The 25780-nt window shown below is 68.0% G+C and carries 28 protein-coding genes; 7 read left to right on the top strand and 21 right to left on the bottom strand.

Annotated features, from left to right (window positions below; translation table 11 throughout):
* Positions 1 to 194: 194 nt before the first annotated feature.
* The 18 genes from H609_RS0111045 to rpoE form a co-directional block, all read right to left on the bottom strand.
* Positions 195 to 1496 carry an adenylosuccinate synthase gene (locus H609_RS0111045; protein WP_018877083.1) on the bottom strand — a complete coding sequence of 434 codons (1302 nt, stop codon included), beginning with the start codon at positions 1494 to 1496 and terminating at the stop codon, positions 195 to 197.
* Positions 1496 to 2680, bottom strand: coding sequence for an ATP phosphoribosyltransferase regulatory subunit (locus H609_RS0111040; RefSeq protein WP_028484968.1), 1185 nt, complete (start codon positions 2678 to 2680; stop codon positions 1496 to 1498). The genes H609_RS0111045 and H609_RS0111040 overlap by 1 nt, the downstream gene beginning before the upstream one ends.
* A 132-nt stretch (positions 2681 to 2812) precedes the next feature.
* On the bottom strand, positions 2813 to 3697 hold the full coding sequence (gene hflC, locus H609_RS0111035) for a protease modulator HflC (protein ID WP_028484967.1): 885 nt from the start codon (positions 3695 to 3697) through the stop codon (positions 2813 to 2815).
* Positions 3697 to 4917 carry an FtsH protease activity modulator HflK gene (gene hflK / locus H609_RS0111030; protein WP_018877081.1) on the bottom strand — a complete coding sequence of 407 codons (1221 nt, stop codon included), beginning with the start codon at positions 4915 to 4917 and terminating at the stop codon, positions 3697 to 3699. The genes hflC and hflK overlap by 1 nt, the downstream gene beginning before the upstream one ends.
* Before the next feature lie 126 nt (positions 4918 to 5043).
* Positions 5044 to 5424 carry a holo-ACP synthase gene (gene acpS / locus H609_RS0111025; protein ID WP_028484966.1) on the bottom strand — a complete coding sequence of 127 codons (381 nt, stop codon included), beginning with the start codon at positions 5422 to 5424 and terminating at the stop codon, positions 5044 to 5046.
* A 5-nt stretch (positions 5425 to 5429) separates the two neighbouring features.
* The gene (pdxJ, locus tag H609_RS0111020; protein WP_018867229.1) at positions 5430 to 6197 is read right to left on the bottom strand and encodes a pyridoxine 5'-phosphate synthase; all 768 of its coding nucleotides are present in this window, start codon (positions 6195 to 6197) and stop codon (positions 5430 to 5432) included.
* 35 nt (positions 6198 to 6232) lie between these two features.
* A complete protein-coding gene (locus H609_RS0111015; RefSeq protein WP_018867228.1) occupies positions 6233 to 6892 on the bottom strand; it encodes a DNA repair protein RecO in 660 nt (219 codons plus the stop codon).
* A gap of 16 nt (positions 6893 to 6908) precedes the next feature.
* Positions 6909 to 7832 carry a GTPase Era gene (gene era, locus H609_RS0111010; RefSeq protein WP_018878318.1) on the bottom strand — a complete coding sequence of 308 codons (924 nt, stop codon included), beginning with the start codon at positions 7830 to 7832 and terminating at the stop codon, positions 6909 to 6911.
* Positions 7829 to 8506 (bottom strand): ribonuclease III, encoded by a 678-nt coding sequence (rnc, locus tag H609_RS0111005; RefSeq protein WP_018867226.1) that lies wholly within the window; start codon positions 8504 to 8506, stop codon positions 7829 to 7831. The genes era and rnc overlap by 4 nt, the downstream gene beginning before the upstream one ends.
* A 43-nt stretch (positions 8507 to 8549) precedes the next feature.
* Positions 8550 to 8906, bottom strand: coding sequence for a DUF4845 domain-containing protein (locus tag H609_RS0111000; RefSeq protein WP_018867225.1), 357 nt, complete (start codon positions 8904 to 8906; stop codon positions 8550 to 8552).
* 61 nt (positions 8907 to 8967) lie between these two features.
* Positions 8968 to 9738, bottom strand: a complete 771-nt coding sequence (gene lepB / locus H609_RS0110995) for a signal peptidase I (protein WP_018877078.1) — start codon at positions 9736 to 9738, stop codon at positions 8968 to 8970.
* Positions 9739 to 9805: 67 nt separating this feature from the next.
* Positions 9806 to 11614 carry a translation elongation factor 4 gene (lepA, locus tag H609_RS0110990; RefSeq protein WP_018867223.1) on the bottom strand — a complete coding sequence of 603 codons (1809 nt, stop codon included), beginning with the start codon at positions 11612 to 11614 and terminating at the stop codon, positions 9806 to 9808.
* Positions 11611 to 11850 (bottom strand): glutaredoxin family protein, encoded by a 240-nt coding sequence (locus H609_RS0110985; RefSeq protein WP_017940958.1) that lies wholly within the window; start codon positions 11848 to 11850, stop codon positions 11611 to 11613. Before H609_RS0110985 ends, lepA begins: the two co-directional genes overlap by 4 nt.
* A gap of 87 nt (positions 11851 to 11937) precedes the next feature.
* Complete coding sequence (locus tag H609_RS0110980) at positions 11938 to 13362, bottom strand: DegQ family serine endoprotease (protein WP_018867222.1); 1425 nt, start codon at positions 13360 to 13362, stop codon at positions 11938 to 11940.
* A gap of 82 nt (positions 13363 to 13444) precedes the next feature.
* Complete coding sequence (locus H609_RS0110975) at positions 13445 to 13933, bottom strand: SoxR reducing system RseC family protein (protein WP_018878315.1); 489 nt, start codon at positions 13931 to 13933, stop codon at positions 13445 to 13447.
* An 18-nt stretch (positions 13934 to 13951) separates the two neighbouring features.
* Positions 13952 to 14926, bottom strand: a complete 975-nt coding sequence (locus tag H609_RS0110970; protein ID WP_028484965.1) for a MucB/RseB C-terminal domain-containing protein — start codon at positions 14924 to 14926, stop codon at positions 13952 to 13954.
* A gap of 6 nt (positions 14927 to 14932) precedes the next feature.
* Positions 14933 to 15496 (bottom strand): sigma-E factor negative regulatory protein, encoded by a 564-nt coding sequence (locus H609_RS0110965; RefSeq protein ID WP_018881561.1) that lies wholly within the window; start codon positions 15494 to 15496, stop codon positions 14933 to 14935.
* Between the two features lie 12 nt (positions 15497 to 15508).
* Positions 15509 to 16090 carry an RNA polymerase sigma factor RpoE gene (rpoE, locus tag H609_RS0110960; RefSeq protein ID WP_018867218.1) on the bottom strand — a complete coding sequence of 194 codons (582 nt, stop codon included), beginning with the start codon at positions 16088 to 16090 and terminating at the stop codon, positions 15509 to 15511.
* A gap of 144 nt (positions 16091 to 16234) precedes the next feature.
* On the opposite strand from rpoE, the gene nadB reads away from it, so the two are divergent.
* On the top strand, positions 16235 to 17875 hold the full coding sequence (nadB, locus tag H609_RS0110955; RefSeq protein ID WP_019592816.1) for an L-aspartate oxidase: 1641 nt from the start codon (positions 16235 to 16237) through the stop codon (positions 17873 to 17875).
* A 206-nt stretch (positions 17876 to 18081) separates the two neighbouring features.
* Here nadB and H609_RS0110950 read toward each other — a convergent pair whose 3' ends face one another.
* The 3 genes from H609_RS0110950 to H609_RS0110940 are packed head-to-tail and all read right to left on the bottom strand — an operon-like array spanning position 18082 to position 20535.
* A complete protein-coding gene (locus tag H609_RS0110950) occupies positions 18082 to 18810 on the bottom strand; it encodes a ferredoxin--NADP reductase (protein ID WP_018867216.1) in 729 nt (242 codons plus the stop codon).
* Positions 18807 to 19739 (bottom strand): nucleoside triphosphate pyrophosphohydrolase, encoded by a 933-nt coding sequence (gene mazG, locus H609_RS0110945; RefSeq protein WP_028484964.1) that lies wholly within the window; start codon positions 19737 to 19739, stop codon positions 18807 to 18809. Before mazG ends, H609_RS0110950 begins: the two co-directional genes overlap by 4 nt.
* 43 nt (positions 19740 to 19782) lie before the next feature.
* Positions 19783 to 20535 (bottom strand): MBL fold metallo-hydrolase, encoded by a 753-nt coding sequence (locus tag H609_RS0110940; RefSeq protein ID WP_018867214.1) that lies wholly within the window; start codon positions 20533 to 20535, stop codon positions 19783 to 19785.
* A 228-nt stretch (positions 20536 to 20763) separates the two neighbouring features.
* Here H609_RS0110940 and H609_RS0110935 point away from each other — a divergent pair, with 228 nt between their 5' ends.
* From H609_RS0110935 to lipA, 6 genes are all read left to right on the top strand, one after another.
* A complete protein-coding gene (locus H609_RS0110935) occupies positions 20764 to 21003 on the top strand; it encodes a BolA family protein (protein ID WP_018867213.1) in 240 nt (79 codons plus the stop codon).
* An 18-nt stretch (positions 21004 to 21021) separates the two neighbouring features.
* Complete coding sequence (locus H609_RS0110930; RefSeq protein WP_018877071.1) at positions 21022 to 21426, top strand: hypothetical protein; 405 nt, start codon at positions 21022 to 21024, stop codon at positions 21424 to 21426.
* Positions 21423 to 21977 carry a hypothetical protein gene (locus H609_RS0110925; protein ID WP_018877070.1) on the top strand — a complete coding sequence of 185 codons (555 nt, stop codon included), beginning with the start codon at positions 21423 to 21425 and terminating at the stop codon, positions 21975 to 21977. Before H609_RS0110930 ends, H609_RS0110925 begins: the two co-directional genes overlap by 4 nt.
* Positions 21978 to 22064: 87 nt before the next feature.
* On the top strand, positions 22065 to 23276 hold the full coding sequence (locus H609_RS0110920; RefSeq protein WP_018867210.1) for an HDOD domain-containing protein: 1212 nt from the start codon (positions 22065 to 22067) through the stop codon (positions 23274 to 23276).
* Between the two features lie 6 nt (positions 23277 to 23282).
* Complete coding sequence (locus H609_RS0110915) at positions 23283 to 24488, top strand: HDOD domain-containing protein (RefSeq protein ID WP_028484963.1); 1206 nt, start codon at positions 23283 to 23285, stop codon at positions 24486 to 24488.
* A 70-nt stretch (positions 24489 to 24558) separates the two neighbouring features.
* Positions 24559 to 25515 carry a lipoyl synthase gene (gene lipA / locus H609_RS0110910; RefSeq protein WP_018877067.1) on the top strand — a complete coding sequence of 319 codons (957 nt, stop codon included), beginning with the start codon at positions 24559 to 24561 and terminating at the stop codon, positions 25513 to 25515.
* Positions 25516 to 25780: the final 265 nt, after the last annotated feature.

Here is a 25780-nt window from a genome sequence, read left to right as displayed (position 1 = left end):
TTTTCGTGGGCGCTGCCTTCGCGGGCGCGGCCCGTGGAGCATTCACCCGGGCCATTCGCATGCCACATAGGCAAACCTCGACGCCGCTTCATACACACGCGTCATGCGCACCCGCGTGCACAGGCACCGGACCCCCGGGCCGGGGCATCACCGAAGCCCGCGCTTGCTGACGCCCCGACCGTCCGGGCGGGATATCAGCTGTCGAACGGGTCGCGCAGCACCAGGGTTTCGTCGCGATCCGGGCCGGTGGAGACCATATCCACCGGGACCCCGACGACCTCGCTCAGCCGCTCCAGATAGGCGCGCGCATTCGCCGGCAGCTTCGCGTACTCGCGGATCCCGACCGTGGACTCCGCCCAGCCCGGCATCTCTTCGTAGATCGGGGTGCAGGCCGCATAGGCCTCGGCCCCGGAGGGCGGCACCTCGCGGCGCTCGCCACCACAGTCATAGCCGACACAGATCTGCACACTCTCCAGCCCGTCCAGCACATCCAGCTTGGTCATGCACAGGCCGCTGATCGTGTTCACCTGGACCGCCCGCTTCAGCGCGACCGCGTCAAACCAGCCGCAGCGCCGCGCACGCCCGGTGGTCGAGCCGAATTCGTTGCCCTGGCGCGCAAGGTGCTCGCCCATGTTGTCGAACAGCTCGGTGGGGAACGGCCCCGCCCCCACGCGCGTGGTATAGGCCTTGGTAATCCCCAGCACGTAGTCGATGTCCCGCGGGCCCACCCCGGAGCCGGTGGAGGCGCCCCCCGCGGTGGTGTTCGACGAGGTCACAAACGGATACGTGCCGTGGTCGATGTCCAGCAGCGTGCCCTGGGCGCCCTCGAACATCACGTCCTTGCCCTGCTCGCGCAGCGCGTGCAGTCGCCCGGCCACGTCCGTGACCATCGGCTGCAGTCGTTCGGCGTGCGCCAGGCACTGCTCCAGCACTTCCTGCTGATCGACGGTCGGCGCCTTGAAGTAGTGCTTCAGCGCAAAGTTGTGATAGTCCATCACCTCGCCCAGTTTGGCCGCCAGGCGTTCGCGGTGGAACAGGTCGTCCAGACGCAGGCCGCGACGCGCCACCTTGTCCTCGTAGGCCGGCCCGATGCCGCGCCCGGTCGTCCCGATGGCCGCCTTGCCGCGTGCCTTCTCGCGCGCATGGTCCAGTGCCACGTGGTAGGGCAGGATCAGCTGGCAGGCATCCGACAGACGCAGGCGGTCGGCGACCGGCACCCCCTTGGCCTCCAGCTCCTCCATCTCCGTAATCAGGGCCTCGGGCGAGAGCACCACCCCGTTGCCGATCATGCATTCCACGCCTTCGCGCAGGATGCCGGACGGGATCAGGTGCAGAACGGTCTTCTCGCCGCCGATCACCAGGGTATGGCCGGCATTGTGCCCGCCCTGGAACCGAACCACCGCGGCCGCATCCTCGGTCAGACGATCGACGATCTTGCCCTTGCCCTCGTCCCCCCACTGGCTGCCCAGCACGACTACAAAACGTCCCATCGTCATCAATGCTCCACTACCGTCCATTCGCCGTCGCCCTGCTCCAGACGCGCGCCGGCGGGTGATTCATTGTCCTGGCCATCCAGCTCGCGCACCACGCGCACCCCGCGTGCGCGCAGGTCCGCGATCGCGGCCTCCAGCGCCGCATCGCCGCTGGCCGGCGCACGCACGCTTTCCCGGGTCGGGGCCGCCACTCCGCCTTCGCGACGCACGAAGGCGCGCAGATCGGTACTGAACCCGGTCGCCGCCCGCGCCCGGCCGAATACCCGCCCGATGTCGTTATACCGCCCCCCACGGGCGATGGCCTGTCCGGAACCCGGGACGAAAGCGGCGAACACCAGCCCCGTGTGATAGGCGTAGCCGCGCAGTTCCGCAAGGTCCAGGTGCAGGTCCAGCCCCGGCTCGCCCGCCTCGAGGCGCGCGACCACGGCCTGCAGGTGATCCAGCGCCGTCTGAACCTCCGTCGGTGCGCCGTCCAGGGCCCGGCGGGCCTCGTCCAGTACCGTGGCGTCCCCGTTGAGATCAACCAGCGCCCGCAGGCGCGCGCAGGCGACCGGGTCCATGCCGGAGGCCTGCCAGGCCGCCAGGGTCTCGTCGATCTCGGGCACGCTCTTGCGCTGGAGCTGGTCAAAGAAGTCCTGCTCCTGGCTCTCGTCGAGGCCGGCGTCGCGCGCCAGGGCGCGATAGATCCCGACATGGCCGAGATCCATGCTCGGGCGGTCCACGCCGCAGACGGTCAGGGTGGCCAGCATCAGACGGATGATCTCGAGATCGCTGTCGATCCCGTCGTGGCCAAACAACTCGGCACCCGCCTGCAAGGGACTGCGCGAGCCGGACCATTCGTCCGCGCGGGTACGCAGGGCGGTACCCACGTAGCACAGGCGATTCGGCCCCTGCACCCGCAGGCGATGCGCGTCGATACGTGCCACCTGCGGGGTCAGGTCCGCGCGCACACCCATCATGCGCCCGGTGAGCTGATCGGTGAGCTTGAAGGTCTGCAGATCAAGGGCATGCCCGGCCCCGGTCAGGAGGGATTCCAGATACTCGGCCAGGGGCGGCATCACGAGGTCGTAGCCCCAGGTGTCGAACTGGTCCAGCACGCGGCGCCGGAGCGCCTCGAGACGCCGCGCGGCATCCGGCAGGGCCTCCTCCAGGCCGTCCGGCAGCAACCAGCGGTTGATATCGGTCATGTCATCCCTGTCCTTGTCCTGTCATCCACCACGCCCGGCCCGCCGTCCGGCAAAAGTCGGGCCCGGATACTTCCGGGCCCGTTGCAAACGGCGACCTTCGGGGCGGCCGCAGCCACCCGGTTTCCGCCCCGCTCAGCGGGGCGGCAGCGGCGCCGGACGTTCGCCCCCGGGGGCATTGAAGTACTGGAAGAACTCGGAGTTCGGTTCCAGGATGAAGGTACTGTTATCGCCGCTCATGCTGTTGCGATAGGCAATCAGGCTGCGATAGAAGCGGAAGAACTCCTGGTCCTCGCCGAACGAACGCCCGAGGGTCTCGGTCGCCCGGGCGTCACCGGCACCGCGGATCTCCTCGGAGTCGCGATAGGCATTCGCCAGGATTACCGTGCGCTCGCGGTCGGCCCGCGACCGGATACGCTCGGCCTCTTCCTGCCCGCGGGCCCGGAAGTCCTGGGCCACGCGCTGACGCTCGGCCCGCATGCGCTCGTACACCGACTCGGATACCTCGTCGGGCAGGTCCATGCGGCGGATGCGCACATCCACCAGATTGATGCCCAGCTCCTGAGCGGTCTCCAGTGCCGTCTGACGCACCGCGCCCATGATCGTCAGGCGCTCGCCAGCGACCACATCCTGCAGTTCGAAGCGGGCGAACTCGTTACGCATCCCGTCGCGCAGGATCTGCGCCAGGCGCTCCTCGGCCAGACGCTCGTCGCCGCGCGTGGCGCGGTAGAACTGTCCGACATCGTCGATCCGCCACTTGGCGTAGAAATCGACGATGATGTTCTTCGCCTCGGAGGTCAGGAACCGATCCGGCGGGATATTCAGCGTCATGATCCGGGCGTCGAACTTCTCGACGTTCTGGATCAGGGGGAACTTGAAGTGCAGGCCCGGGGCCGGGTCGACCTCGCGGATCTCCCCCAGGGCAAACTTGATCACGCGTTCGCGTTCGTCAACGGTGTAGGTCGACAGGGCAACGACGATACCGAGCACGACCACGGCAATACCGGCTATGCGGAGCATTAGCGCACCTCCCGCGAACGCTGGGCGGCCGGGTCGCGATCACCCAGCCGGCTGCTCGTACCCGAGCCACTGTTGAAGACACTGCGGCTGGTATCCAGCGGCCGCGGTGTCGGTGTGTCGCCGGAGCTGTTTCCGCTGCGTGCGGCGCCCTGGAACAACTGATCCAGCGGCAGCATCATCAGGTTGTTGCTGCTGCCCACGTCCAGCATCAGCTTGCGCGAATCCTCGAGCACGGCCTCGACCGCCTCCAGGTAGAGACGATCCCGGGTCACATCCGGGGCCTGCTGGTATTCGGCCAGCAACTGGTCAAAGCGCGAGGCATCACCCTCGGCCCGGGCGATCACCTGATCGCGATAGCCCTCGGCCTCCTCGATGATGCGGGCGGCCTGACCACGGGCCCGTGGGATCACGCCATTGGCGTAGGCCTCGGCCTCATTGCGGAAGCGCACCTCGTCCTCGCGGGCGCGGATCGCGTCGGCGAAGGACTCCTGCACCGGTTCCGGCGGCTGCGCCTGCTGCATGGACACGGCGGTGACGATGATGCCGGCACCGTAGGCGTCCAGATTCTCCTGCATCACCACGCGCGAGGACGAGGCGATCTCGCCACGCCCCTCGCCGAGAATGAATTCGAGGTTGTTCTTGCCGATGCGCTCGCGGATCGCCGACTCCATCACCCGGTTCACCGTGGCGTTCGGGTTGCGGACATTGAAGAGATAGTCGACCAGGTCGAGGATGCGGTACTGCACCGCGATATCAACATCGATGATGTTCTCGTCGCCGGTCAGGATCAGCGCGCGATGCTCGAGCGTCCGGACGTTGTCGACGTTCTCGATCTCGATGCGCTCGATGGGATAGGGCAGATGCCAGCCCGGCCCCGGGTTCTTCACCTGCTGGAACTCGCCGAAGCGCAGCACCACGCCGCGCTCGCCTTCCGAGATGATGTGGAAGCCGGACGCCAGCCAGACCACCAGCGCGATGATCAGGCCGAGGCTGACCAGGGCCTGGGCACCCCGGCCCATGCCGCCACTGCCGGAACCGCCCGAGCCGCCGCTGCCGCCCCCGCCGAAGATACCATTCAGCTGACGCGACAGCTTGCGCATCATCTCCTCGAGGTCGGGGGGCTGATTGCCACCCCCGCCACCGCCACCGCTACCGCGCTGGCCGCCACCACCCCCACTCCAGGGGTCGCGGTTGTTGTTTCCCGGTTCGTTCCAGGGCATTGACTGGACTCCGTCGCTCGCTCAGGGCTGGCCTGCCACGGCATCCGCGGACACCGGCAGGCATAAGGAGCCACATTCTAGGGAGCCGCCCCAACCCGGGCAACCTCGCCCGGAGGGAAAGGCGGGTTACTCGCCACCTTCGAGGACCACGAAGGCCTGGGCGTATTCGCGTTCGTCGCTGATGCTGAGATGGATCGCGCGCACACCGAGGCGGTCTGCCGTGGCCCGGGCCCGCCCGGCCAGCACGAATTCGGGGCGCCCACGCGCGTCATGGGTCACCCCCGCCTCCGCCAGCGCCATGTCGGCCCCGACCCCGCAGCCCAGCGCCTTGGCCAGCGCCTCCTTGGCGGCAAAGCGCCGGGCCAGAAACCCGGCCGGTTCATGGGATGGCAGATCGGCCCGCTCCAGCGGATGCAGGATGCGCTCGGCGAGGCGGCGGCCGTGGCGCTCCCACATGCCGCGCATGCGCGCGACCTGCACCAGATCGGTCCCGATCCCGAGGATCATCGCGCTCAGACCGGGTACTGCCCGGCCGGCAGCCCCTGGCGGGCAGCATCCATCAGCCCGCGCATGTGACTGACCGCCTCGGGCAGGCCGGTAAACAGGGCCCGCGCGACGATCGAATGCCCGATATTGAGCTCGTGGAAAACCGGGTTGGCCGCGATCGGGCGCACGTTGTCGTAGTCCAGCCCGTGGCCGGCGTTGATCACCAGCCCCATCTCCCGGCCGGCGGCAGCGGCCTCGTTAATGCCGGCGAGCAAGCGTTCGCGCTCGGCCGCATCACGGGCGTTGGCATAGGCACCGGTGTGCAGCTCCACCACCGGCGCGCCAATGGCCACCGCCGCCTCCAGCTGGCGCGCATCCGGCTCCACGAACAGCGAGACCTCGATCCCCGCGGCGGTCAGGGGCGCGACAAACTCGCGCAGGCGCTCCAGCTGCCCCACGGCATCCAGCCCACCCTCGGTAGTCAGCTCCTCGCGCTTCTCCGGCACGATGCAGCACGCCTCCGGGCGCAGCCTCAGGGCAATCGCCTGCATGCCCTCGGTGGCCGCCATCTCCAGGTTCATCGGGACCTTGAGCCGGGGCTTGATCCCGAAGACATCGTCGTCCTGGATATGGCGGCGGTCCTCGCGCAGGTGCAGGGTGATGGAGTCCGCGCCGCTGGCCTCGGCCAGGCGCACCGCCTGCATCAGGTCCGGATACGGCGTATGCCGCGCCTGGCGAATGGTGGCGATGTGATCGAGATTGACCCCGAGCTTGAGCGGAGCAGGATGCGACATGAGGCGGTGCCCTTGGTTGGATGCGGTCCCGAAGCCTACAGCAGACCCCGGGTGCGCAGGGGCCGGCCGGCCAGGTGGATGTCGATCAGCCGGCGCATGAAGTCGCGACTGACGCGGGCATGATTATCCGGCACGTCCTCCCCGGTGGCCAGCGCCCGCAGCGCCGAACCGGGGATCGCCTCGCCCCGTCCGGCGGCCACGGGCTCCAGTCCGGCCTCCGGGTCGTAGCGATACCAGCCATCCGGGTCCAGCTCGGCCGGCTCGACATGCTCCAGCCCGGAGTCCAGCGGGGCAAGCAGGGCCCATTCGGCACGACGCAGGGCGGTATCGGCGCGTTCGCCCGCGGCCAGCCGGGCGTAGGCGGACAGCAGCGCGGGCAGGGCCTCCGGGATCGGGGCCTCGCGCGGGTACAGGCGCAGGATCAGCTCGTTCAGGTACAGCCCGCAGACCAGGGACCGTCCGGTCAGCGGGAAGACCCGCTGCTGCTCGGCGACGCTGAGGGTGGGCAGTTCGCCGCGCCCGCGCCAGGCCAGATCCAGCAGCACGAACGGCTGGACAGACCCGGCCTTGCCGCGCACCACCGCCGACAGGCGGCCGCTCCCGGCGGTCAGCAGATCCAGCACGCGGCTGTTCTCGCGCAGCGGGCGGGCGTGCAGCACGACCCCCTGGGTGACCGCCGACCCCGCGCCACTCATGCCCGTCGCGGGGCCCTCATCGGGGTTCTTCGATGCCGAGTTCGCGCAGGGCCCGCGGGTTGCGGGTCCAGTCGGCCTCCACCCGCACGGTCAGACGCAGCATGACCTTGCGCTCCAGCAGTTCTTCCAGCTGGACGCGGGCCGCCTGGCCGATCCGCTTGAGGCGCTGGCCACCCTTGCCGATCACGATTCCCTTCTGGCTGTCGCGCTCGACCAGGATGACCGCGTCGATGTGTGTCGTGCGCGGCTCGTCCGACCAGTCCTCCACGCGCACCGCCACCGAGTACGGAACCTCCTGCCCCAGGTGCTCGAGCATGGATTCGCGGATCATCTCCTCGGCGCGAAATCGCTGCGGACGATCCGAGAGCTGATCGGGGTCGTACAGGAACGGGCCCTGCGGGAGGTGCGTCCGGATCTCCGCGATCAGGCCCTCCAGATTGGAGCCGGTCTTTGCCGACAGCGGCACCACGCCGGCATAGTCGAAGCTCGCGGCCCGGGCCTGGATGAACGGCAGCAGGTCCTCCTTCGCGCGGAACTGGTCGACCTTGTTGATCACCAGCAGCGCCGGGCGCCCGGAATGCCGGATGGTCTCTTCGATGCGCTCGTCGCCCGGGCCGAACTGGCCGGCCTCGACGATGAAGCAGACCAGGTCGGCATCCGCCAGCGCCTGGCTGGCCGTGCGGTTGAGGACGCGGTTCACGAGCTGGGTGCGCTCGGTGTCGATGCCGGGCGTATCCATCAGCACGATCTGGTCCTGCCCCTCGGTCACGATCCCGAGGATGCGGTTGCGCGTGGTGTGGGGCCGCCGGGTCGTCGCCGCCAGCTTCTCGCCGACCAGACGGTTCATCAGCGTGGTCTTGCCCACGTTGGGCCGGCCGATCAGCGCGATCAGACCACAGCGCGTGGATTCGCCCGCGGGGCGGTCATCGGTTTCGCTCATTGTTCCTGTACCTGTTGCAGGCGCTTCAGGGCGGCCTCGGCCGCGGCCTGCTCGGCGCGGCGCCGCGAGGAGCCCTGGCCGCGCTGCCCCCAGCCCTGGGTGGGAAGGTGCACCGCCACGGTGAACTGGCGCTTGTGATCGGGGCCGGCCACCTCCAGTACCTCGTAGACCGGAAGCTCCGCATTGCGGCCCTGCAGCTGTTCCTGAAGGCGGGTTTTCGGGTCCTTCAGCGACTCGGCCGACGGCAGATCCTGCAGGCGCTCGGCGTAAAGCGCCAGGGTGAACTCGCGCGCGGCCTGCATGCCGGCCTCGCGATAGGTCACCCCGATCAGGGCCTCCACGGCATCCGCGAGGATGGAGTCGCGGCGCTGACCACCACTCTTGCGCTCGCCCTGGCCCAGGTTCAGCGTGCCCTCCAGTCCCGTCTCGCGCGCCAGCGCGGCCAGCGACTCGCGATTGACCAGCGCGGCACGCAGGCGGGTCAGGTCGCCCTCCGGGGCGTCCGGGAGCTGCTCGTACAGGGCGTCGGCGATCACCAGGCCCAGCACGGCATCCCCGAGGAATTCGAGACGCTCGTTGTTGCGCCCGCCGGCACTGCGGTGGGTCAGCGCCTGGCCCACACCCTCGCCATCGCGCACGGCCGGCGGCAGCAGGCTGCGAAAGTCACGACTCACGAAAACACCCCTGGAGGCATGCAACAGATCGACGCCGCCCTCCTCAAGGGGCGAGTGTCTCGCTGTTCGAGAAGCGTGCCACCACGTCCACGTTGCCGAGGAATTCGCGGCGCACCTCGTATTCCAGGTTCAGGCGGCGGCCCTCCCCGTGCTCGGTCACGCTGAAGTTGTCCTCGCCGATCCCGTCGTATACCGAATTGATCTGGAACCGGCGATTGATCTCGCGCCACAGCTCGCGCTCGCTCTTGTCGGCGGCGCCGGTCTGGGTGGCCACATCCTGCATGATCGAGCGCACGGTCAGGAACTGGGTGTACTGCGTCCCCATCTTGATCACGAAGGTGCCAACCAGCAGGGCGAGGAAGATCAGCGCAAGAATCGTCACCGCGCCCGCGCCCTGCATCGAGTGTCTGGAATGTCGCATGAATACCCTGCCCCTGTTTGCCTGCGCCCGCGGAACGGACCTAGCGAATCGCCTGACCGATCCGGGAAAAGTCCCGATGGCCTTCATTGTAATCCCAATGCAGCCAGATGAAGAGCGCCCGGCCCACCAGGTGTTCCTCGGCGACGAACCCCCAGACGCGGCTGTCGTTGGAGTTGTCGCGGTTGTCACCGACCATGAAGTAGTGACCGTCGGGGACCGTGACCGAACCGTCGAGGCTCGCCTGCTGCTCGCGCATCAGGGTGTTGTAGGTGCGTCCATCCAGGGTCTCCTCGAACATCGACGCGCCCGACATGACCTGCCCGGAGCCCTCGCCCTCGAAGGTTCCAACCCGCTCGGCCGGCTGCGGCTCGCCATTCACGTACAGCACGCGATCGCGGAACGCGATGGTATCGCCCGGCAGACCGATGACCCGCTTGATGTAGTCCTCTTGCGGGTTGCGGGGATACTTGAACACCACGACCTCGCCACGCTCCGGCTCGCCGGTATCGAGGATCTTGGTGCGGGTGACCGGCAGGCGGATCCCGTAGGAGAACTTGCTGACCATGATGAAGTCGCCCACCAGCAGGGTGGGCATCATCGACCCGGAGGGGATGCGGAAGGGCTCGGCCACGAACGAGCGCAGGATCAGCACGATCAGCAGCACCGGGAAGAACGAACGCGAGTAGTCCACGAACCAGGGCATCGCCCGCTGGCGCTCCGGGCTGCGACGCCGCCGCAGGATCACCCAGCCCAGCCAGATCAGGCCGGTCACGGCGGTTGCCAGCACCAGGATCAGTTCGAGATTTGCCATGCCGTGTCCTCTGTTCCCGGCCCGCCGGGGAGTGCCCGACGGCCCTTCCGGGCCGCAGGCCTGATTGTCACTTCTTGTCGTCGTCCACCGACAGAACCGCCAGGAAGGCCTCCTGCGGCACATCCACCTTGCCGATCGACTTCATGCGCTTCTTGCCGGCCTTCTGTTTCTCCAGGAGCTTGCGCTTGCGGGTTACGTCGCCGCCGTAGCACTTGGCCAGCACGTTCTTGCGCATCGCCTTGACCGTGGCGCGCGCGATAATCTTGGAACCGATCGCCGCCTGGATCGCCACCTCGTACATCTGACGCGGGATGATCTTGGCCATGCGCTCGATGATCTCGCGCCCGCGCGACTCCGCATGGTCGCGATGCACGATGGCCGACAGCGAATCCACGCGGTCGCCATTGATCAGGATGTCCACGCGCACCAGCGGCGCCGCCTGGAAGCGCAGCGGCTGGTAGTCGAACGAGGCATAGCCGCGGGTCGCGGACTTCAGGCGATCGAAGAAGTCGAGCATCACCTCGGACATCGGCAGCTCGTAGGACAGCTGCACCTGGCGCCCGAGGTACTGCATCTTCGTCTGCACACCGCGCTTCTCGACACACAGAGTGATCACCGCCCCTACATACTCCTGCGGGACCAGGATATTCGCCTCGATGATCGGCTCGCGGATCTCGGCCACCTCGTTGTTCGCCGGCAGCTCGGAGGGGTTGTGCACCGAGACCACCTCGCCGTCGTTGCGCTCCACCTCGTAGACCACGGTGGGCGCGGTGGTGATCAGGTCCAGGTCGTATTCCCGCTCCAGGCGCTCCTGCACGATCTCCATGTGCAGCATGCCGAGGAAGCCGCAGCGAAAGCCGAACCCGAGCGCCTGCGAGGTCTCCGGCTCGAACGACAGCGCCGCATCGTTCAGGCGCAGCTTGTCCAGCGCCTCGCGCAGGTCGTTGAAGTCGTCCGCACTGACCGGGAACAGCCCGGCGAATACCCGCGGCTGGATCTCCTGGAAGCCCGGTACCGGCTCGTCCGCCGGGTTGTTGAAATCGGTGAAGGTGTCGCCCACCTTGGCCCCGGAGATGTCCTTGATGGTCGCGATCAGATAGCCGACCTCGCCAACCTCCAGCGTCTTGCGGTCCACCGGCTTGGGCGTGAATACGCCGACCCGGCTGACCTCGTGCGCCCGCCCCACCGACATCGCCTTGATCTTCTGGCCCGCGTAGAAGCGTCCGGCCTTGACCCGCACCAGCGCCACCACGCCCAGGTAGTTGTCGTACCAGGAGTCGATCACCAGCGCCTTGGGCGCGGCCTCGGCATCGCCCTCCGGTGGCGGGATCCGGCGCACGATCTCCTCCAGCAGCTCGGCGATGCCCTCGCCAGTCTTGGCGGAGACGCGCAGGGCATCCGTGGCCTCGATACCGATCACGTCCTCGATCTCCGCGGCCACCCGGTCTGGCTCGGCGGCGGGCAGGTCGATCTTGTTCAGCACCGGGACGACCTCGAGCCCCTGATCGATCGCGGTGTAGCAGTTGGCGACACTCTGCGCCTCGACGCCCTGCGAGGCATCCACCACCAGCAACGCACCCTCGCAGGCATACAGCGAGCGCGAGACCTCGTAGGAGAAGTCCACATGCCCCGGGGTGTCGATGAGATTCAGCTGATAGCGCTCACCGTCCTGGGCGTCGTAGTACAGCGAGACGCTCTGCGCCTTGATGGTGATCCCGCGCTCGCGCTCCAGATCCATCGAGTCCAGCACCTGCTCGGACATCTCGCGTTCGGTCAGGCCATGACAGCCCTGGATCAGGCGGTCCGCCAGCGTGGACTTGCCGTGGTCGATATGCGCGATGATGGAGAAATTGCGGGTAAGGCGGGTTTCGGTCATGCAGGGGCCAGTTGGTCCAGCAGTGCCTTTCGGTCGAGGAAATGGCAGCAGAGAATGTCGCCGTCGACCGCAAGCACCGGGACCTTGACGTTGAAACGCGCCTGCAGCTCCGGGTCCTCGTCGATGTCGACGACCGTAAGCGCGAAAGTATAACGGCTTTTGAGGGCCATAATCTCGGCCAGCATGTCATGGCAGAGACCGCAGCTCTCGCGGTGATAAAGCGTCAGTTCGGTCATCCGCAAACGATCGGGAGGGCTGCCGACCGGGCCGACAGCCCTCCCTTGCTCCATGGCGGCCCCGGGGCGTGCGCCCCGAAGGCGGTCTCAGTCCCGCGGGATGCGCAGGGCGATGTAGGTCGGGTTGTCGCCGCGATACACCAGGACCGGCACCGTCCGCCGGTCGCCGACCTCGGCGATCTGTTGCTCCAGCGTCTCCGCCGAGTCGATGGCATGGCCGCCGAACTGCACGATCACATCGCCGGGGCGCAGGCCGGCGGAACGCGCCGGGTTGTCGACGACCTCCCGCACGACCACGCCGGCGTCCACGTCCAGCTCCGCGGCGCGTTCGGCCTCCAGCGGCTCCAGGACCATCCCCAGCAGGCTCTGCGGCTCGGTCCGCTCCGGCGTCTGCCGCTGTGGCCCGCCACGCTGGGCCGAGATGTCGTCCGGCAGGCGCTCGATCTCGACCGTGATGGTGCGGGTCTCGTCGCCGCGGCGCACTTCCACCTCGGCCTCGGTACCCACCGGCGTGCGCCCGACGATCGGCGGCAGAGCGGAGGAGTTGGGCACCTCGATGCCGTTGAACGACAGGATCACGTCACCGGTCTCGAAGCCGGCCTTCTGCGCCGGGCTGTCGGCCTGCACCCGCGCGACCAGGGCGCCGGTGGGCTTGTCCATGCCGAAGGAGTCGGCCAGCTCGCGCGTAACCTCCTGGATCAGCACACCCAGCCAACCGCGCGTCACCTCGCCGTGTTCCCGCAGCTGCTGCACCACGTCCTCCACCATCTCGATAGGCACGGCGAAGGACAGGCCCATGAAGCCGCCCGTGCGGCTGTAGATCTGGGCATTGATGCCAATGACCTCGCCATCCAGATTCAGAAGCGGCCCGCCCGAGTTGCCCGGATTGATCGCCACGTCGGTCTGGATGAACGGGACGTAGTTCTCGGTCGGCAGGTTGCGCCCCTTGGCGCTGACGATGCCGGCGGTGACGGAGTGATCGAAGCCGAACGGCGAACCGATCGCCAGCACCCATTCGCCGACCTTCAGGTCGGACGAAGAACCCAGCTTCAGGGTCGGCAGGTCCTCGGCGTCGATCTTCAGCAGGGCCACGTCACTCTGCGGGTCCTTGCCGACGATCTCGGCGTCGAACACGCGCCGGTCGGACAGATGGACGACGACCTCCGAGGCTCCGTCCACCACATGGTTCGCGGTGATGATGTAGCCATCCTCGGTGTAGATGAAGCCGGAACCCAGCGAGTTGCGTTCGAAGCTCTCCGGGGCGCGCTCGCCCGAGCCGCCCGGACCGCCAAAGAAACGCTCGAACAGGTCCTCGAAGGGCGTGCCCTCGAAGTCCGGCATCTGGCCGCGATGCGGATTCTCGCGCTCGCGGGTGGTGGCGATGTTCACCACCGCCGGGCTGTGTTCCTCCGCCAGCGGCACGAAGTCCGGCAGCATGCGCGCCGAGGCCGGCAGCGACAGGGCGAGAAAGGTCAGGGCCACCAGTGCCCATTGCATCGGTTTCATCATCATCTGATCCGCATTGGGAAGTCGAAGGTTCAACGCTCTAGAAAGCCGCACCCACCCGCAAGTTCCCGCGGGCGCACACAGACCCTCAGGGTCGCGGCGTGAGCACGGAGCCGGCGGAGCCATGCACCCCCGAGGCCGGATGACGCTCCAGCAGCACCGGCGCCAGATCCGGCGCCCGACGGCGCAGCCAGACGCGTACCGCATACAGGCCCGCGGCAAAGCCCAGGGCGCCGGCGAGCAGGTGTATTCCCTCGCCCAGCCCGGGCGCGACCAGCATCATCAGGCCGGGCGCCGCCACCAGCCCGGCCAGTGGCAGCAGGTACATTGCAAGGGCCCCTGAGACCAGGGCCTGGTCACGGATCCCCAGGGTCACGGTATCCCCGGGCTGCAGCGTTCCAGGATGCCCGACGGTCACCTCCACCGCCTTGCGGCCGAGAACCTCGGAGAGCACCCCGCTGCCGCAGCCCGAACGGGCCGAACAACTGCCGCAGGTCGACTGGCGCTCGATGCGCACGCGCGCCGCATAGCCCTCCACCGACAGCACAATGCCCTGTTCGCGGATCCATTCACTCATGCTGCGCCCCGCGAGGAATCATTCACCGGAGTGGTACACGATCGCATCCAGCACACCCTGAACCGTGGCCCGCGGGACGTCGCCCACCGCGGTTACCTGGTGCCCGGCAATCGAGCGGGCCGCGCCGTGCGTGGCGCCCGCGCGGGTCGTGCCCTCGAACATTCGCTCGCCACTGGTCTTTTCGATATACACCGAAACCGAGGCAAGGCCGTCGCTCAGCACGAAGTGGCGCAGACGGGCCTCGCCATCCCCGACCGGACGTTCGGTCGCGGCGATCGCGGTAAAACCGTCCGGCAGCGCATCGAAGTGCCAGCCGTCCATGCCCGTCTGTGCGTCCCATTCGGGCTTTTTGTGGCCACGATCGGCCCGCACTTCGACCCGCTCCGCGTCTTCCTGCGTGGTCTCGAGAGCACCCTCGGCGACCTCCTCCAGACGCTCGAGACTGGTGAACGCGAGACGTTCCAGCAGATGGCCATGCCCGTCGTACAGCTCGCTCAGCAGCGGGAGCGCGGTTTCCGTATGCAGGCAGTAGCGATGACTGTAGCGCAAGGTATCGCGCGCCCGCGCCAGGATCATGCGGCAGTCGAGACCGGCCACGCGGTCCGCGCCCATGTCCTTCAGTTCATAGTGATCGTGGCGCTCAAGCAGGAACACCGGCGCACCGGCCGGTCCGTGCGGGGGCTCACCCGCCGCCGCCCGGGCACCCTTCAGGGCACTCAGCCGGTCGACCGAACGCAGGATCTCGCGCGGGGCGCCGGTCAGGGTCTCCAGACGTTCACGGTAGCCACCGTTCTCGGCGGCGTGTACCACACGGATGGCGTCCAGCCGATCGTCGCGCTGGAGCACGAAGGTCCCCTGGTAACTCTCCGAGTGCAGGCTGCCGGTCATACGCTGCAACCAGTCGGCGGGGGACGCCTCCCCCGCCAGGACCGGCAAAGGCAGACAACAAAGCGCGGTAGCGGCAACCAGGGCGTACGCGAGGCTGCGGCGCATCACGCGTTACTCGTCACTCACCGAAAAGCGAACACGACCCAGGGCGGTGGACCCCGGCCCCATCAGTTCCGCATGGTTTTCGAGGTATCGGGCAAAGCGCGGATCCAGGCCTTCCGGCTCGGTGGCCGGCGCCTCGGAACCCGTGGTGCTGACCCGCTGGATACCGTCGGCCAGCTGCGCCGGCGTGCCCTCGCTGGCGACCGGCGTCGCCTCCGGCGCACCGGAGTCGGGGCCGATCATCTGCATCCCGACCAGGGTGACCATCGCGACCGCGGCGGCGACGCCAGTACCGGCCACCGGCTTCAGCCAGCGCGGCTGATCCGGCTTGCGCGCGACCGACAGCGGGGCCTCTTCGGCCAGGGCCGCCTGGACGCCGTCCATGAAGCTCGCGGGTGCGGTGCGACGCATCCCCCCGCGCAGACTGTCGCCGATCAGGTGATAGCGTTCCCAGCGGGCCCGATCCTCCTCGGACCGCACCAGTTCGTCCATCAGGCGACGCGTCTCGAAGTCATCCGTTTCTCCGTCCACCAGGGCCGACAGACGTTCGTTCTTGGAGACTTGTTCTTTCATGGCGCTACTCGTTCAGTTGTTGTCTAGCAACGGACGCAAGGTCCGGTCGATGGCCTCGCGGGCCCGGAAGATGCGCGAGCGGACCGTGCCGATCGGGCATCCCATCGTCTGCGCGATCTCCTCGTAACTCAGTCCCTCGATCTCGCGCAGCGTGATGGCCATCCGAAGGTCGTCGGGCAATTCCTCGATGGTGCTACGCACCGCCCCTTCAATCTCTTCGGACAACAGCTCCCCCTCCGGGGTTGCACTGTCCTTCAGGGCGGAGTCACCGCCCATCTGTTCCGCGTCCTGCGCATCGACCTCGGCCTCGGGCCGACGCCGTCCCTGGGAGACAAGGTGGTTCTTGGCCGTGTTGATGGCGATGCGGTAGAGCCACGTATAGAACGCACTCTCGCCGCGAAAGTTCGCCAGCCCCTTGTAGGCCTTGATAAAGGCCTCCTGGGACACATCCAGGGCCGCCGCATGGTCATGGACATAGCGCCCGACCAGGTTGACGATCTTGTGCTGATACTTCAGCACCAGGATGTCGAAAGCCGCCTTGTCGCCGTTCTGAACTCGCTTGACCAGGGCCTCGTCGGAAGCCTTCTCGCTCATGCGGGGACTCCCGCCAGCACACCGGTCTCCGGTAATCTATGGTGCATGGACCGCCTGACTCGCATTAAGTTCGCTTTGCGCACAACACTGTTGCGCAAGGGCCACATTTTGCTCTGGCAACAAGCGCAGCACGTTACCTGACCCATGGGGACAGTACAACAACCGCGCCTGGCGGACGTCCTCGTGATCGGAAGCGGCGCGGCGGGGCTCTCCGCGGCCCTGCACCTGGCCCCGCATCGACGCGTCACCGTGATCAGCAAGGGTCCGGTCGACGAGGGTTCCACCCGCTATGCCCAGGGCGGCATCTCCGCAGTACTCGACCGCACCGACTCCTTTGACGCCCATATCCAGGACACCCTGGACGCCGGTGCCGGCCTGTGCGACCCGGACGCTGTGCGCCGCACCGTGGCGGCCGGCCCTGAGGCCATCCACTGGCTGCTCAACCTGGGCGTGCCGTTCACCCGGGAACCCCTGGAAGGCCGCAGCCGCCTGCACCTCACCCGCGAGGGCGGGCACAGCGCGCGCCGCGTGGCGCATGCCGCCGATGCCACCGGCCGCGCGATCGAGGAGGCACTGGTGCGCAACGCCTCGGGCCAGGGCAGCATCGAGGTCTTCGAACGCCATGTGGCGGTGGACCTGATCACCCAGCCGGTGGATGGCAGCCGCCGAGTGATCGGCGCCTATGTGCAGGACGCGAAGACCCGCGAGGTGGAGACCCTGCTGGCGCCGACCGTGATCCTGGCCACCGGCGGGGCCAGCAAGGTCTATCTGTACAGCTCCAACCCGGACGGCGCGACCGGCGACGGCATCGCCATGGCCTGGCGCGCCGGCTGTCGCATCGCGAACATGGAGTTCATGCAGTTCCACCCGACCTGCCTGTTCCACCCGAAGGCGAAGTCGTTCCTGATCTCCGAGGCGGTGCGCGGCGAGGGCGGGGTGCTGCTCCTGCCCGACGGCGAGCGCTTCATGCCGCGCTTCGACGAGCGCGCGGAACTGGCCCCGCGGGATATCGTCGCCCGCGCGGTCGATCACGAGATGAAACGCCTCGGCATCGACCACGTGAACCTCGACATCAGCCACAAGCCGGCCGAGTTCATTCGCGAGCATTTCCCCACGATCTACGAGCGCTGCCTGGAATTCGGCTTCGACATGACCCGGGAATCGCTGCCGGTTGTCCCGGCTGCCCACTACACCTGTGGCGGCGTGATGGTGAACCACTTCGGTCAGACCGACCTGCCCGGGCTGTACGCCGCCGGCGAGGTGTCCTACACGGGGCTGCACGGGGCCAACCGCATGGCCAGCAACTCGCTGCTGGAGTGCCTGGTCTACGCCCGTGCCGCGGCCGATCACATCCTGTCGCAGACCGATCTGCCCGCCCCCGAGCAGCTCCCGGTCCCACCGGCCTGGGACGAGTCCCGGGTCACCGAGTCACAGGAAGAGGTGGTGGTGGCCCACGACTGGGACGAACTGCGCCGCCTGATGTGGGACTACGTGGGCATCGTGCGCGCCCGCGAACGGCTGCACCGCGCCGAGCGGCGCATCCGCATCCTGCAGGAGGAGATCCACGAGTACTACAGCCACTTCCGCATCTCCCCGGACCTGCTGGAGCTGCGCAACCTGGCCATGGTCGCCGAGATCATCGTGAAGAGCGCGCTGTCGCGCCAGGAGAGCCGCGGCCTGCACTATATCCGCGACTACCCCGACACCGATCCGGCACTGGACGGACAGCCCACGATCCTCGCCCCCGACAACGCCCTGCGCCCGCGCGACACCCGCCGCCCGTAAGCCACCCCGTCATTGCGAGGCGCCACAGGCGACGTGGCAATCGATGTGCTCAGCCACCTGATCCCGGCGCACTGCCAGCGTTGGGAGATTACTCGCTCCGCTCGCCCTTCGGGCCGGCCTGCGGCCGTTCAACGCAGCTTCGCTGCTTTTGTGCTTCGTCGCCTGCGGCGACTCGCAATGACCAATTCAGACCGCCGCCTGGCGCACTACCACCACTTCTCGTATTTCAGCTGGGCCTCGGGGATGCCCCATTCCGCCAGCAGGGTGGCCATATCCTCGATGAACTCGCGCGACCCGCAGAAATAGAACAGCGCATCGCGCGGCAGGTCCAGCGACTCCAGCAACGCATGACTGATGCGGCCGGTATGCCCCAGCCAGTCCTCCGCCTCGCGCGTGACCGTCAGGCTGACGTCGATGTTCGGTGCCGCGGCCATTGCCTCCAGCTCCTGCGGGAACAGCACCTCGTCCTGGTGGGCCACGCTGTAGACCAGGTGGGCATAGACGTCCGGCATCCCGGCATGGATCGCGCGCAGGATGCCGAACAGGGGCGTGACCCCGATGCCCGCCCCCAGCAGCACCACGTTCTGCGCCATGCCGGGCTCGAAGAAGAAGCTGCCCTGCCCCGGCGTGATGTACACCGTGTCGCCCTCGCCGGCCTCCGTGTGCAGGTAATGGGTCGCCGCATGATGATCCGCGTACTTGATGGCCAGCTGCAGTCGCCCGTCCGCGCGCGGCGCGGAAACCACCGAGTACCCCCCGACGAAGGGCTTGCCCTCCGCCTGCGGGATCACCAGGTCCAGCCACTGGCCGGCCTTGCTGGAAAACCGCTGCGGGTCCGCCGCCAGGGTGAATACCTTGATCAGCGGGGTAACCTGCTCGATGGTCTCGATCCGGGCGGGCAGAAAGTGGTCGGGCAGCTCAACGGCTTCGGTCATGTCGGGTCCTTGGTATCGAATGTGTCCCGGGTCGCGCGTTCAAGACGCCGCGCCTCCTGGTAAAGGGTCTCCTGGCGGTCGAAATCGAGCCCGGCCAGGGTCTCGCCGCTGGCCGCGGCCAGCGCCTCCATCTGGCGGAAACGGGCCTCGAACTTGCGCGTGCTGCCGCGCAGCGCGCCCTCCGGGTCCACCCCCAGATGCCGCGCCCAGTTGCTGACCGCGAACAACACGTCGCCGACCTCCTCGGCGATGCGCGCCGGCGGCTCGCCCTGGTCCACCGCCGCCTGCACCTCGGCCAGCTCCTCGTGAATCTTGGCGACCACCGGGGCCGGGTCGTCCCAGTCGAAACCCAGGCGCGCGGCGCGGCGCTGACTCTTCACCGCGCGCGACAGGGCCGGCAACGCCAGCGGGATATCGTCCATCGCGCTGGTCTGGGCGCGCGCCGCACGCTCGCGCGCCTTGTCCGCCTCCCAGGCGGCCTCGCGCTCGGCATCCGAGCCGTGCTCTACATCGGCGAACACGTGCGGATGCCGGCGCACCAGCTTGTCGCCAATCGCGCGGGCGACATCATCCAGATCGAAGCGACCGGCCTCCTCGGCGATACGCGCCTGGAAGACCACCTGGAACAGCAGGTCCCCCAGCTCGTCACGCAGCTCCCGGGTGTCCGCATCCGCGCCCTGGTCGCGGGCGATCACGTCGGCCAGCTCGTAGGCCTCTTCCAGGGTGAACGGGACGATACTGCCCGCAGTTTGCGCCCGGTCCCAGGCACAACCGGCCTCGGGATCGCGCAACCGCGCCATGATCGCGCGCAGACGTTCCAGCGGATTCGGCGACGCGAGCGAGCCCGGCGCGTCAGCGGGAGTGTGGTCGGTCATCGCGGGAGTGTACGGGGTCCGGCAGGCGGTAAAAACCGCCCACCGGATGAACAGTCGGAACCGGTGACTCCTGGCGGGGCCACCGGAAGAGATCGGACTAACCCTGCTGATCGGTCTCGCAGAGGCGCTTCTTCTCGTCCGGCAGGTTATCCGGACAGATGCCGCAGCCCTCGTTGCCGGGCAGCGCCCAGTCGATCTTCTTCGGATACGGCAGGTCCATCTCGTCCATGATCTTCACGAACTCGGCCTCCGGCTTGCCCTTGCCCAGGCGCGGGTTGCGCATCTTCTCCTGACCAATGGTGGTGATCTGGCGCTCCTCGTAGTCATGCGCCGGGTAGACCAGGGTCTCGTCCGGCAGAGTGAAGAACTTGTCCTGGATCGAGTGGTACAGGGTCTTGGCATCCCCCGACTGAAAGTCCGTGCGGCCGCAGGCTTCGATCAGCAGGGCATCACCGGAGAACAGCATCTTCAGGCCGACGTGATCCATCAGATAGGCATGGTGCGCATCCGTGTGACCCGGGGTGTACAGCGGGTTGATCACCAGGTTGCCCACCTGGAAGGGCTCACCCTCGCGCAGGCCGAAATCCCGGCAGGGCAGTTCGTCCATCGCCGGACCGCCCAGCTTGCAGCCGGTCTTCTCGCGCAGCATCCGCGCACCGGTGATGTGATCGGCATGGATATGGGTCTCGATCACGTAGTCGAGACTCAGGCCCATCTCCTGCAGCACGCGCAGATCGCGGTCGACGGTCTCGATGACCGGGTCGATCAGGGCCGTCTTCCCGGTATCCGGGCAGCTCAGCAGATAGGTATAGGTGGACGACTCGTCCTCGAACAGTTGCTTGAAGATCATGGTCTTTGCCTCCGTGGCCCGACGGGCCGGTCAATGATGGCCTGATGCTAGCGAGCCGGTTCGGTTCGGACCAAACCACCCCGACTTTCCATGCAGGTGTTCCGATGGGAACCCCACTCCGGGTTGGAGTTCCCCGTGTGGGGGCACTTCATGTCGGGCCAGACGCCCGGCTATCATCCGCGGCTGACATTCGCACTCATCACACGCACGCACGCAAGGGGACTCATCATGGAAGCCAGCCAAGTGGCCGAACTCATCCGCGCCGGCCTGCCGGAGGCCCAGAAGGTCGAGGTCACCGGGGGCGAGGGCAAATTCGAGGCCCTGGTCGTCAGCCCGCAGTTCGCCGGCATGAACGCGGTCAAGAAGCACCAGACCGTCTACGCCACCGTGCGCGATCAGATCGACTCCGGCGAGGTGCACGCGCTGTCCATCCGCGCCTTCACGCCGGAGGACGCACCGGACGCCTGAGGCGTACCGCATCCGCCCATGCTGTCACCCAAGGGCCGCGAGGAGATCGAGCGCCTGCTGGAAGGCGGACTGGTCCAGGACTGGGGCGAGGCGGAGACCACGCTGCGCAACGTCACGCGCATGCTGCTGACCACCCGCCCCGACCTGCTGCGCCTGTACTTCACCCCCGAGGCCTGGGAGCAGATCACCACCTGGCCACAGAAGAAGGCCGCCAACGCGATCATCGCGGCCCTGCGCACCGGGGTAGTCGACACCCTGGGACGCCCGGCCATCGTCAACCGCGAACAGGCCCGGTTCTACCTGCTGTGCTTTCAGGATGACCTCGCCGAGCGCGTCGACGCCTGGTGCCGCGAGCATCCCGAGGAGTGCCCCCGGCGCAGCCGCAAGCACAGCAGCGCCCTGCCCGGTCGGCCAGACGCATGAGCCCCTCCGCGATCCAGACCTGCGGCGACCCCGGCCTGCGGGAGGCCCTCGCGGACCTGCTGGCGCGCTACGGCCTGCGTCTGGTGACACATCCGGCCCGGGCCCCGCTGCCCGGCACCTGGTGGGGCGAACCCGAGGCCGGGATTATCGGCCTGGAGGTCCACGTGCGCCCCGACACCCCGATCCACTCGGCCCTGCACGAGGCCGGACACGTGATCTGCATGGACGCCACGCGGCGTGCCACCCTGCACACCAATGCCGGCGGCGACGACCTCGAGGAATGCGGTGTCTGCTACCTGCAGATCCTGCTGGCTGACGAGCTGCCCGGCGTCGGCCGCGAGCGGCTGATGCGGGACATGGACACCTGGGGCTACAGCTTCCGCCTGGGCAGCACCGCCGCATGGTTTTGCGAGGATGCCGCCGACGCGCGCCGCTTCCTGCAATCCCACGACCTGATCGACCACGACGACCGGCCGCGCTTCGCCTGCCGCGGGGCCGCGGCGGCGGTTCCTGTGGCGGGATCGGATGCTACACTGGCGTCCATTGACTAGATCGCGCACGCGCGCCCGCCCCGCTGCCCTTCCTGCGGCGTCGCGACGCGGGAATGGATTGGCACAGCACGGACCGGGAACCGCCCCATGGATAGCACCAGCATCGACACCCTGCTTCAGGACCTGGACCTCACCTCCGGCCTGTCGGACCAGGCCCGCAGCGAACTCGCCTCGGCCTGCCTGGCACGGGAGCTGGACGCCGGTCGGCGCCTGCGCCCGCAGGAGGTCGAGGACCGCTACCTGTTCCTGGTAAGCGGCCAGCTGGTCCGCGTCAGCGGCGGCAGCCCGGCGCGTATCACCCTGGATGCGGCCGACCCCGACAGCCCGCTGCAGATGTTCGACCAGAACATCGGCCAGCAGGACTTCCTGATCACCGAGAAGACCTGCCAGATGCTGGAGATCCCGACCGCGGCCCTCGAAAAGGCCCACAGCGCTTCGCTGGTCGTGCATGACACCGACCTGGACGATACCGAAGGCGCTTTCTTCGGCGAGCTCTACGACCTGATCACCAGCAACCGGCTGGAGTTGCCGACCATGCCGGAGATCGCGCTGCGTATTCAGGAACTGACCAACGACCCGGACGCCGACCTCGACAAGCTGACCGAGGTCATCCAGCGTGACGGCACCATCGCCGGGGCGTTGCTGCACGCGACCAACAGCCCGCTGTTCCGCGCCGCCAAACAGATCCAGTCCGTGCGGGACGCGGTCAATCGCCTCGGTTTTCGCAACACCCGCATGCTGGCGATGAACATGGCGCTGCGCCAGGCGTTCAAGGCCAAGCACGCTTCCACCCGCGACGCCATGGAAGCCAGCTGGAAGCATGGCGCCCTGCAATCCGCCTACAGCTACCTGATCGCGGACTCGCTCAAGCTGCTGGACCGCGAACGCGCCCTGCTGGCCGGGCTGGTCGCCGGGATCGGCGCGGTCCCGATCATCCAGTTCGTGGAACTGCGCGAGGACCACCCCGACACCGAGCGCGTGCAGTCGCTGGTCCGGCGCCTGCGCAACCTCGCCGGTGTCCTGGTGATCAACTACTGGGACCTCGGGGGCGATCTGGTCACGGTCGCGGAGCATGCCGGGGACTGGGGCTATCGCGCCGGCGAACCGGATTACGCCAGCATCGCGCTGGTCGCGGAATGGGCCGCCCGACGCGCCGAGGGCGAAACCGTGCCCGATGCGGCCGAGGTCGCCGCCTTCGGCGTCCTCGGGATCGAGCCACCGGCGCCGGGGGAACCGATCGCGTTCCTCGAGGAACGCGCCGAGGACCTGGCCGAACTCCGCGCGATGTTCAACGTCTGAACCCCCGTGATCGAAAAACGCCTTCCACAGCTGCGCCCGTTCGCCGAACTGAGCGAGCGCGCCCGCGACAGGCTGTTGCAGCATGCCCGCACCATGACGGTGGATCCGGGGTTCAAGCTGCATGCGCGCGACGAATTCCGCAGCATGATCTTCCTGCTGGAGGGGCGGATGATCCTGGCCAGCGGGCGCAACTCGGTCATGCTCAACGGGGACTCCAGCGAGGCCCTCAACCCGCTGTTCGAACCCCACGACTATCACAGCCATGCGATCGCCGCGACCCGCGCCACCCTGGCGATGCTGGACCGCAAGGTCTACGAGACCCTGGTCGACGGCGGCGGGCAGGACAGCGTCGAGGTCAGCGAGATCGAGCTGTCCGACCTCGAGGGCGAGCTGTTCGGCAGCATCTACACGCATGCCTACTCGGGCGAGCTGGCCCTGCCCCAGCTCCCCGAGGTGGCGCTGCACCTGCAGCAGGCCCTGAAAGATCCGGACGTCTCCATTGCCGAGGCCACCCGCATCATCGAGGAAGATCCGAGCGTCGCGGGGCGCCTGTTGAGCGTGGCCAACAGCCCGGCCATGGGCAGCCGCCGCGAGGTGTCACGCCTGCAGGATGCCGTGGCCCGACTGGGGCTCGAACGCACCCGCCAGCTGGTGATGGCCCTGGCCATGCACCAGGTCTTCATCCATCGCGACAGCCCCTACCACGACCTCCTCGAACGTCTGTGGCGCCGCTCCGCGCGCATCGCGGCCATCAGCTGCGTGCTCGCCGACCAGTGCGAGGCAGTCGATCCGCAGACCGCCCTGCTGGCTGGACTGCTGCACCGGGTGGGCGCCCTGCCGGTGATCGCCGAGGTCGCCCGCACCCACCCGGAGCGCACGCCGGAAGAGGTCGAACGGGTGTTGTTTCGTCTCGAAGGCCTGATCGGCGAACTGGTTGCCCAGCAATGGGATCTGTCATCCGATATCATTGACGCCATTCGCGATTCCGGCGGCCCGGAGAACCCCGAGGCCCCTGTCCTGACGGACATCGTGCGGATCGCACGCGCCGCGTGCCCGCGAGATGCCGAGGACGACCCGCTTGCCGACCGCATCCCGCTCGCCGATCTGCGGGCCGTGGAACGGCTCGGCTTCATCCTCGACGAGGATGGCAGCCTGCCCGCGATCGAGACCGCGCGGCAGGAGGTCGAGGAACTGATTCGTCAGGTTGCCTGACCCGGTACCGCCCAGTCGCCCCACGTCGGCCGCCCACACAGCGGCCGCCCGAGAGATTCAGGGAAGGTCCATGGACACACGCACCCGCCCCCAGCCCGGAGAGAAACAGCGCGCCGCCGACAAAGTCGCGCGCATCCCGGTCAAGATCAATCCCACCGAGCGCCCGCAGCGCAAGCCCAAGTGGATTCGCGCCCAGAGTCAGGCCCGCCCCGAGGTGCAGCGCATCAAGGGCATCCTGCGCGAACAGAAGCTGCACACCGTCTGCGAAGAGGCCAGTTGCCCCAACCTGGGCGAATGCTTCGCCCACGGCACTGCCACCTTCATGATCATGGGCGACATCTGCACCCGTCGCTGCCCGTTCTGCGATGTGGCCCACGGCCGCCCGGAGGCACTGGATGCCGACGAGCCGCGCCATCTGGCCGAGACCATCCAGGCGCTGGGCCTCAACTACGTGGTGATTACCTCGGTGGACCGCGACGACCTGCGCGACGGCGGGGCCGGGCACTTCGTGGACTGCATCCGCGAGGTGCGCAGCCTGAACCCGAACACCCGGATCGAGATCCTGGTGCCGGACTTCCGCGGGCGCATGGACCGCGCGCTGGAGATCATGCACCAGGCCCCTCCGGACGTCTTCAACCACAACCTGGAGACCGTTCCGCGCCTGTATCGCGAGGCGCGCCCCGGCGCCGACTATGCCTGGTCGCTGGACCTGCTCCGGCAGTTCCGCGAGCAGCACCCCGGCGTGCCGACCAAGTCCGGCCTCATGCTGGGGCTGGGCGAGACCCGCGAGGAGTTGCTGGAGGTCCTGCAGGACCTGCGCGAACATGGTTGCGACATGCTGACCCTGGGCCAGTACCTGCAGCCGTCGCGCCACCATCTGCCGGTGACGCGCTTCCTGTCGCCGGAGGAGTTCGACGAGCTGGGCGAACGTGCCCGCGAGATGGGCTTCAAGCAGGTGGCCAGCGGCCCGATGGTCCGCTCGTCCTACCACGCCGACCTCCAGGCCCAGGGCCTCGAAACCGCCTGACCCGCCCTGCCGTTTCCAGCCTCTGGGCCATCATCCCGTGCCCCGAGGCTGGCCCTTGTTCGACCTCGAGTGTTTTCGGTGGCGCTGTCCGGCCGCCTGCCGTGATGTGGCTGGTCCTGGTTCGTCCTCCGGTGTTTACGGTGCCTTCGGTCCACCGCCTGCCCGGCGCTGACTCGCCAGCGCGCCCCGAGGCACTTTCTTGCTTGCCCAAGAAAGTGCCCAAAGAAGGGCACCCGGATTTCGCCCGGGAACCTCGCTCCGGACG

This window comes from Thioalkalivibrio sp. ALE17, from assembly GCF_000425605.1.
GTDB lineage: Bacteria > Pseudomonadota > Gammaproteobacteria > Ectothiorhodospirales > Ectothiorhodospiraceae > Thioalkalivibrio.
This window is presented reverse-complemented; position numbering and strand designations above follow the sequence as displayed.

Coding starts and splice junctions, on each gene's coding strand:
- H609_RS0110980 (WP_018867222.1), bottom strand. CDS start 13,362: ATGATGATGAAACCGATGCAATGGGCACTGGTGGCCCTGACCTTTCTC.
- lepB (WP_018877078.1), bottom strand. CDS start 9,738: ATGGCAAATCTCGAACTGATCCTGGTGCTGGCAACCGCCGTGACCGGC.
- H609_RS0110975 (WP_018878315.1), bottom strand. CDS start 13,933: ATGAGTGAATGGATCCGCGAACAGGGCATTGTGCTGTCGGTGGAGGGC.
- H609_RS0110970 (WP_028484965.1), bottom strand. CDS start 14,926: ATGCGCCGCAGCCTCGCGTACGCCCTGGTTGCCGCTACCGCGCTTTGT.
- H609_RS0110950 (WP_018867216.1), bottom strand. CDS start 18,810: ATGACCGAAGCCGTTGAGCTGCCCGACCACTTTCTGCCCGCCCGGATC.
- H609_RS0111015 (WP_018867228.1), bottom strand. CDS start 6,892: ATGAGTGGCGCGGGGTCGGCGGTCACCCAGGGGGTCGTGCTGCACGCC.
- rpoE (WP_018867218.1), bottom strand. CDS start 16,090: ATGAGCGAGAAGGCTTCCGACGAGGCCCTGGTCAAGCGAGTTCAGAAC.
- H609_RS0110985 (WP_017940958.1), bottom strand. CDS start 11,850: ATGACCGAACTGACGCTTTATCACCGCGAGAGCTGCGGTCTCTGCCAT.
- hflC (WP_028484967.1), bottom strand. CDS start 3,697: ATGCTCCGCATAGCCGGTATTGCCGTGGTCGTGCTCGGTATCGTCGTT.
- nadB (WP_019592816.1), top strand. CDS start 16,235: ATGGGGACAGTACAACAACCGCGCCTGGCGGACGTCCTCGTGATCGGA.
- hflK (WP_018877081.1), bottom strand. CDS start 4,917: ATGCCCTGGAACGAACCGGGAAACAACAACCGCGACCCCTGGAGTGGG.
- acpS (WP_028484966.1), bottom strand. CDS start 5,424: ATGATCCTCGGGATCGGGACCGATCTGGTGCAGGTCGCGCGCATGCGC.
- lepA (WP_018867223.1), bottom strand. CDS start 11,614: ATGACCGAAACCCGCCTTACCCGCAATTTCTCCATCATCGCGCATATC.
- H609_RS0110965 (WP_018881561.1), bottom strand. CDS start 15,496: ATGAAAGAACAAGTCTCCAAGAACGAACGTCTGTCGGCCCTGGTGGAC.
- era (WP_018878318.1), bottom strand. CDS start 7,832: ATGAGCGAAACCGATGACCGCCCCGCGGGCGAATCCACGCGCTGTGGT.
- H609_RS0110925 (WP_018877070.1), top strand. CDS start 21,423: ATGAGCCCCTCCGCGATCCAGACCTGCGGCGACCCCGGCCTGCGGGAG.
- lipA (WP_018877067.1), top strand. CDS start 24,559: ATGGACACACGCACCCGCCCCCAGCCCGGAGAGAAACAGCGCGCCGCC.
- H609_RS0110935 (WP_018867213.1), top strand. CDS start 20,764: ATGGAAGCCAGCCAAGTGGCCGAACTCATCCGCGCCGGCCTGCCGGAG.
- H609_RS0110940 (WP_018867214.1), bottom strand. CDS start 20,535: ATGATCTTCAAGCAACTGTTCGAGGACGAGTCGTCCACCTATACCTAT.
- H609_RS0110920 (WP_018867210.1), top strand. CDS start 22,065: ATGGATAGCACCAGCATCGACACCCTGCTTCAGGACCTGGACCTCACC.
- H609_RS0111040 (WP_028484968.1), bottom strand. CDS start 2,680: ATGACCGATATCAACCGCTGGTTGCTGCCGGACGGCCTGGAGGAGGCC.
- H609_RS0110930 (WP_018877071.1), top strand. CDS start 21,022: ATGCTGTCACCCAAGGGCCGCGAGGAGATCGAGCGCCTGCTGGAAGGC.
- H609_RS0111000 (WP_018867225.1), bottom strand. CDS start 8,906: ATGCAGGGCGCGGGCGCGGTGACGATTCTTGCGCTGATCTTCCTCGCC.
- H609_RS0111045 (WP_018877083.1), bottom strand. CDS start 1,496: ATGACGATGGGACGTTTTGTAGTCGTGCTGGGCAGCCAGTGGGGGGAC.
- pdxJ (WP_018867229.1), bottom strand. CDS start 6,197: ATGTCGCATCCTGCTCCGCTCAAGCTCGGGGTCAATCTCGATCACATC.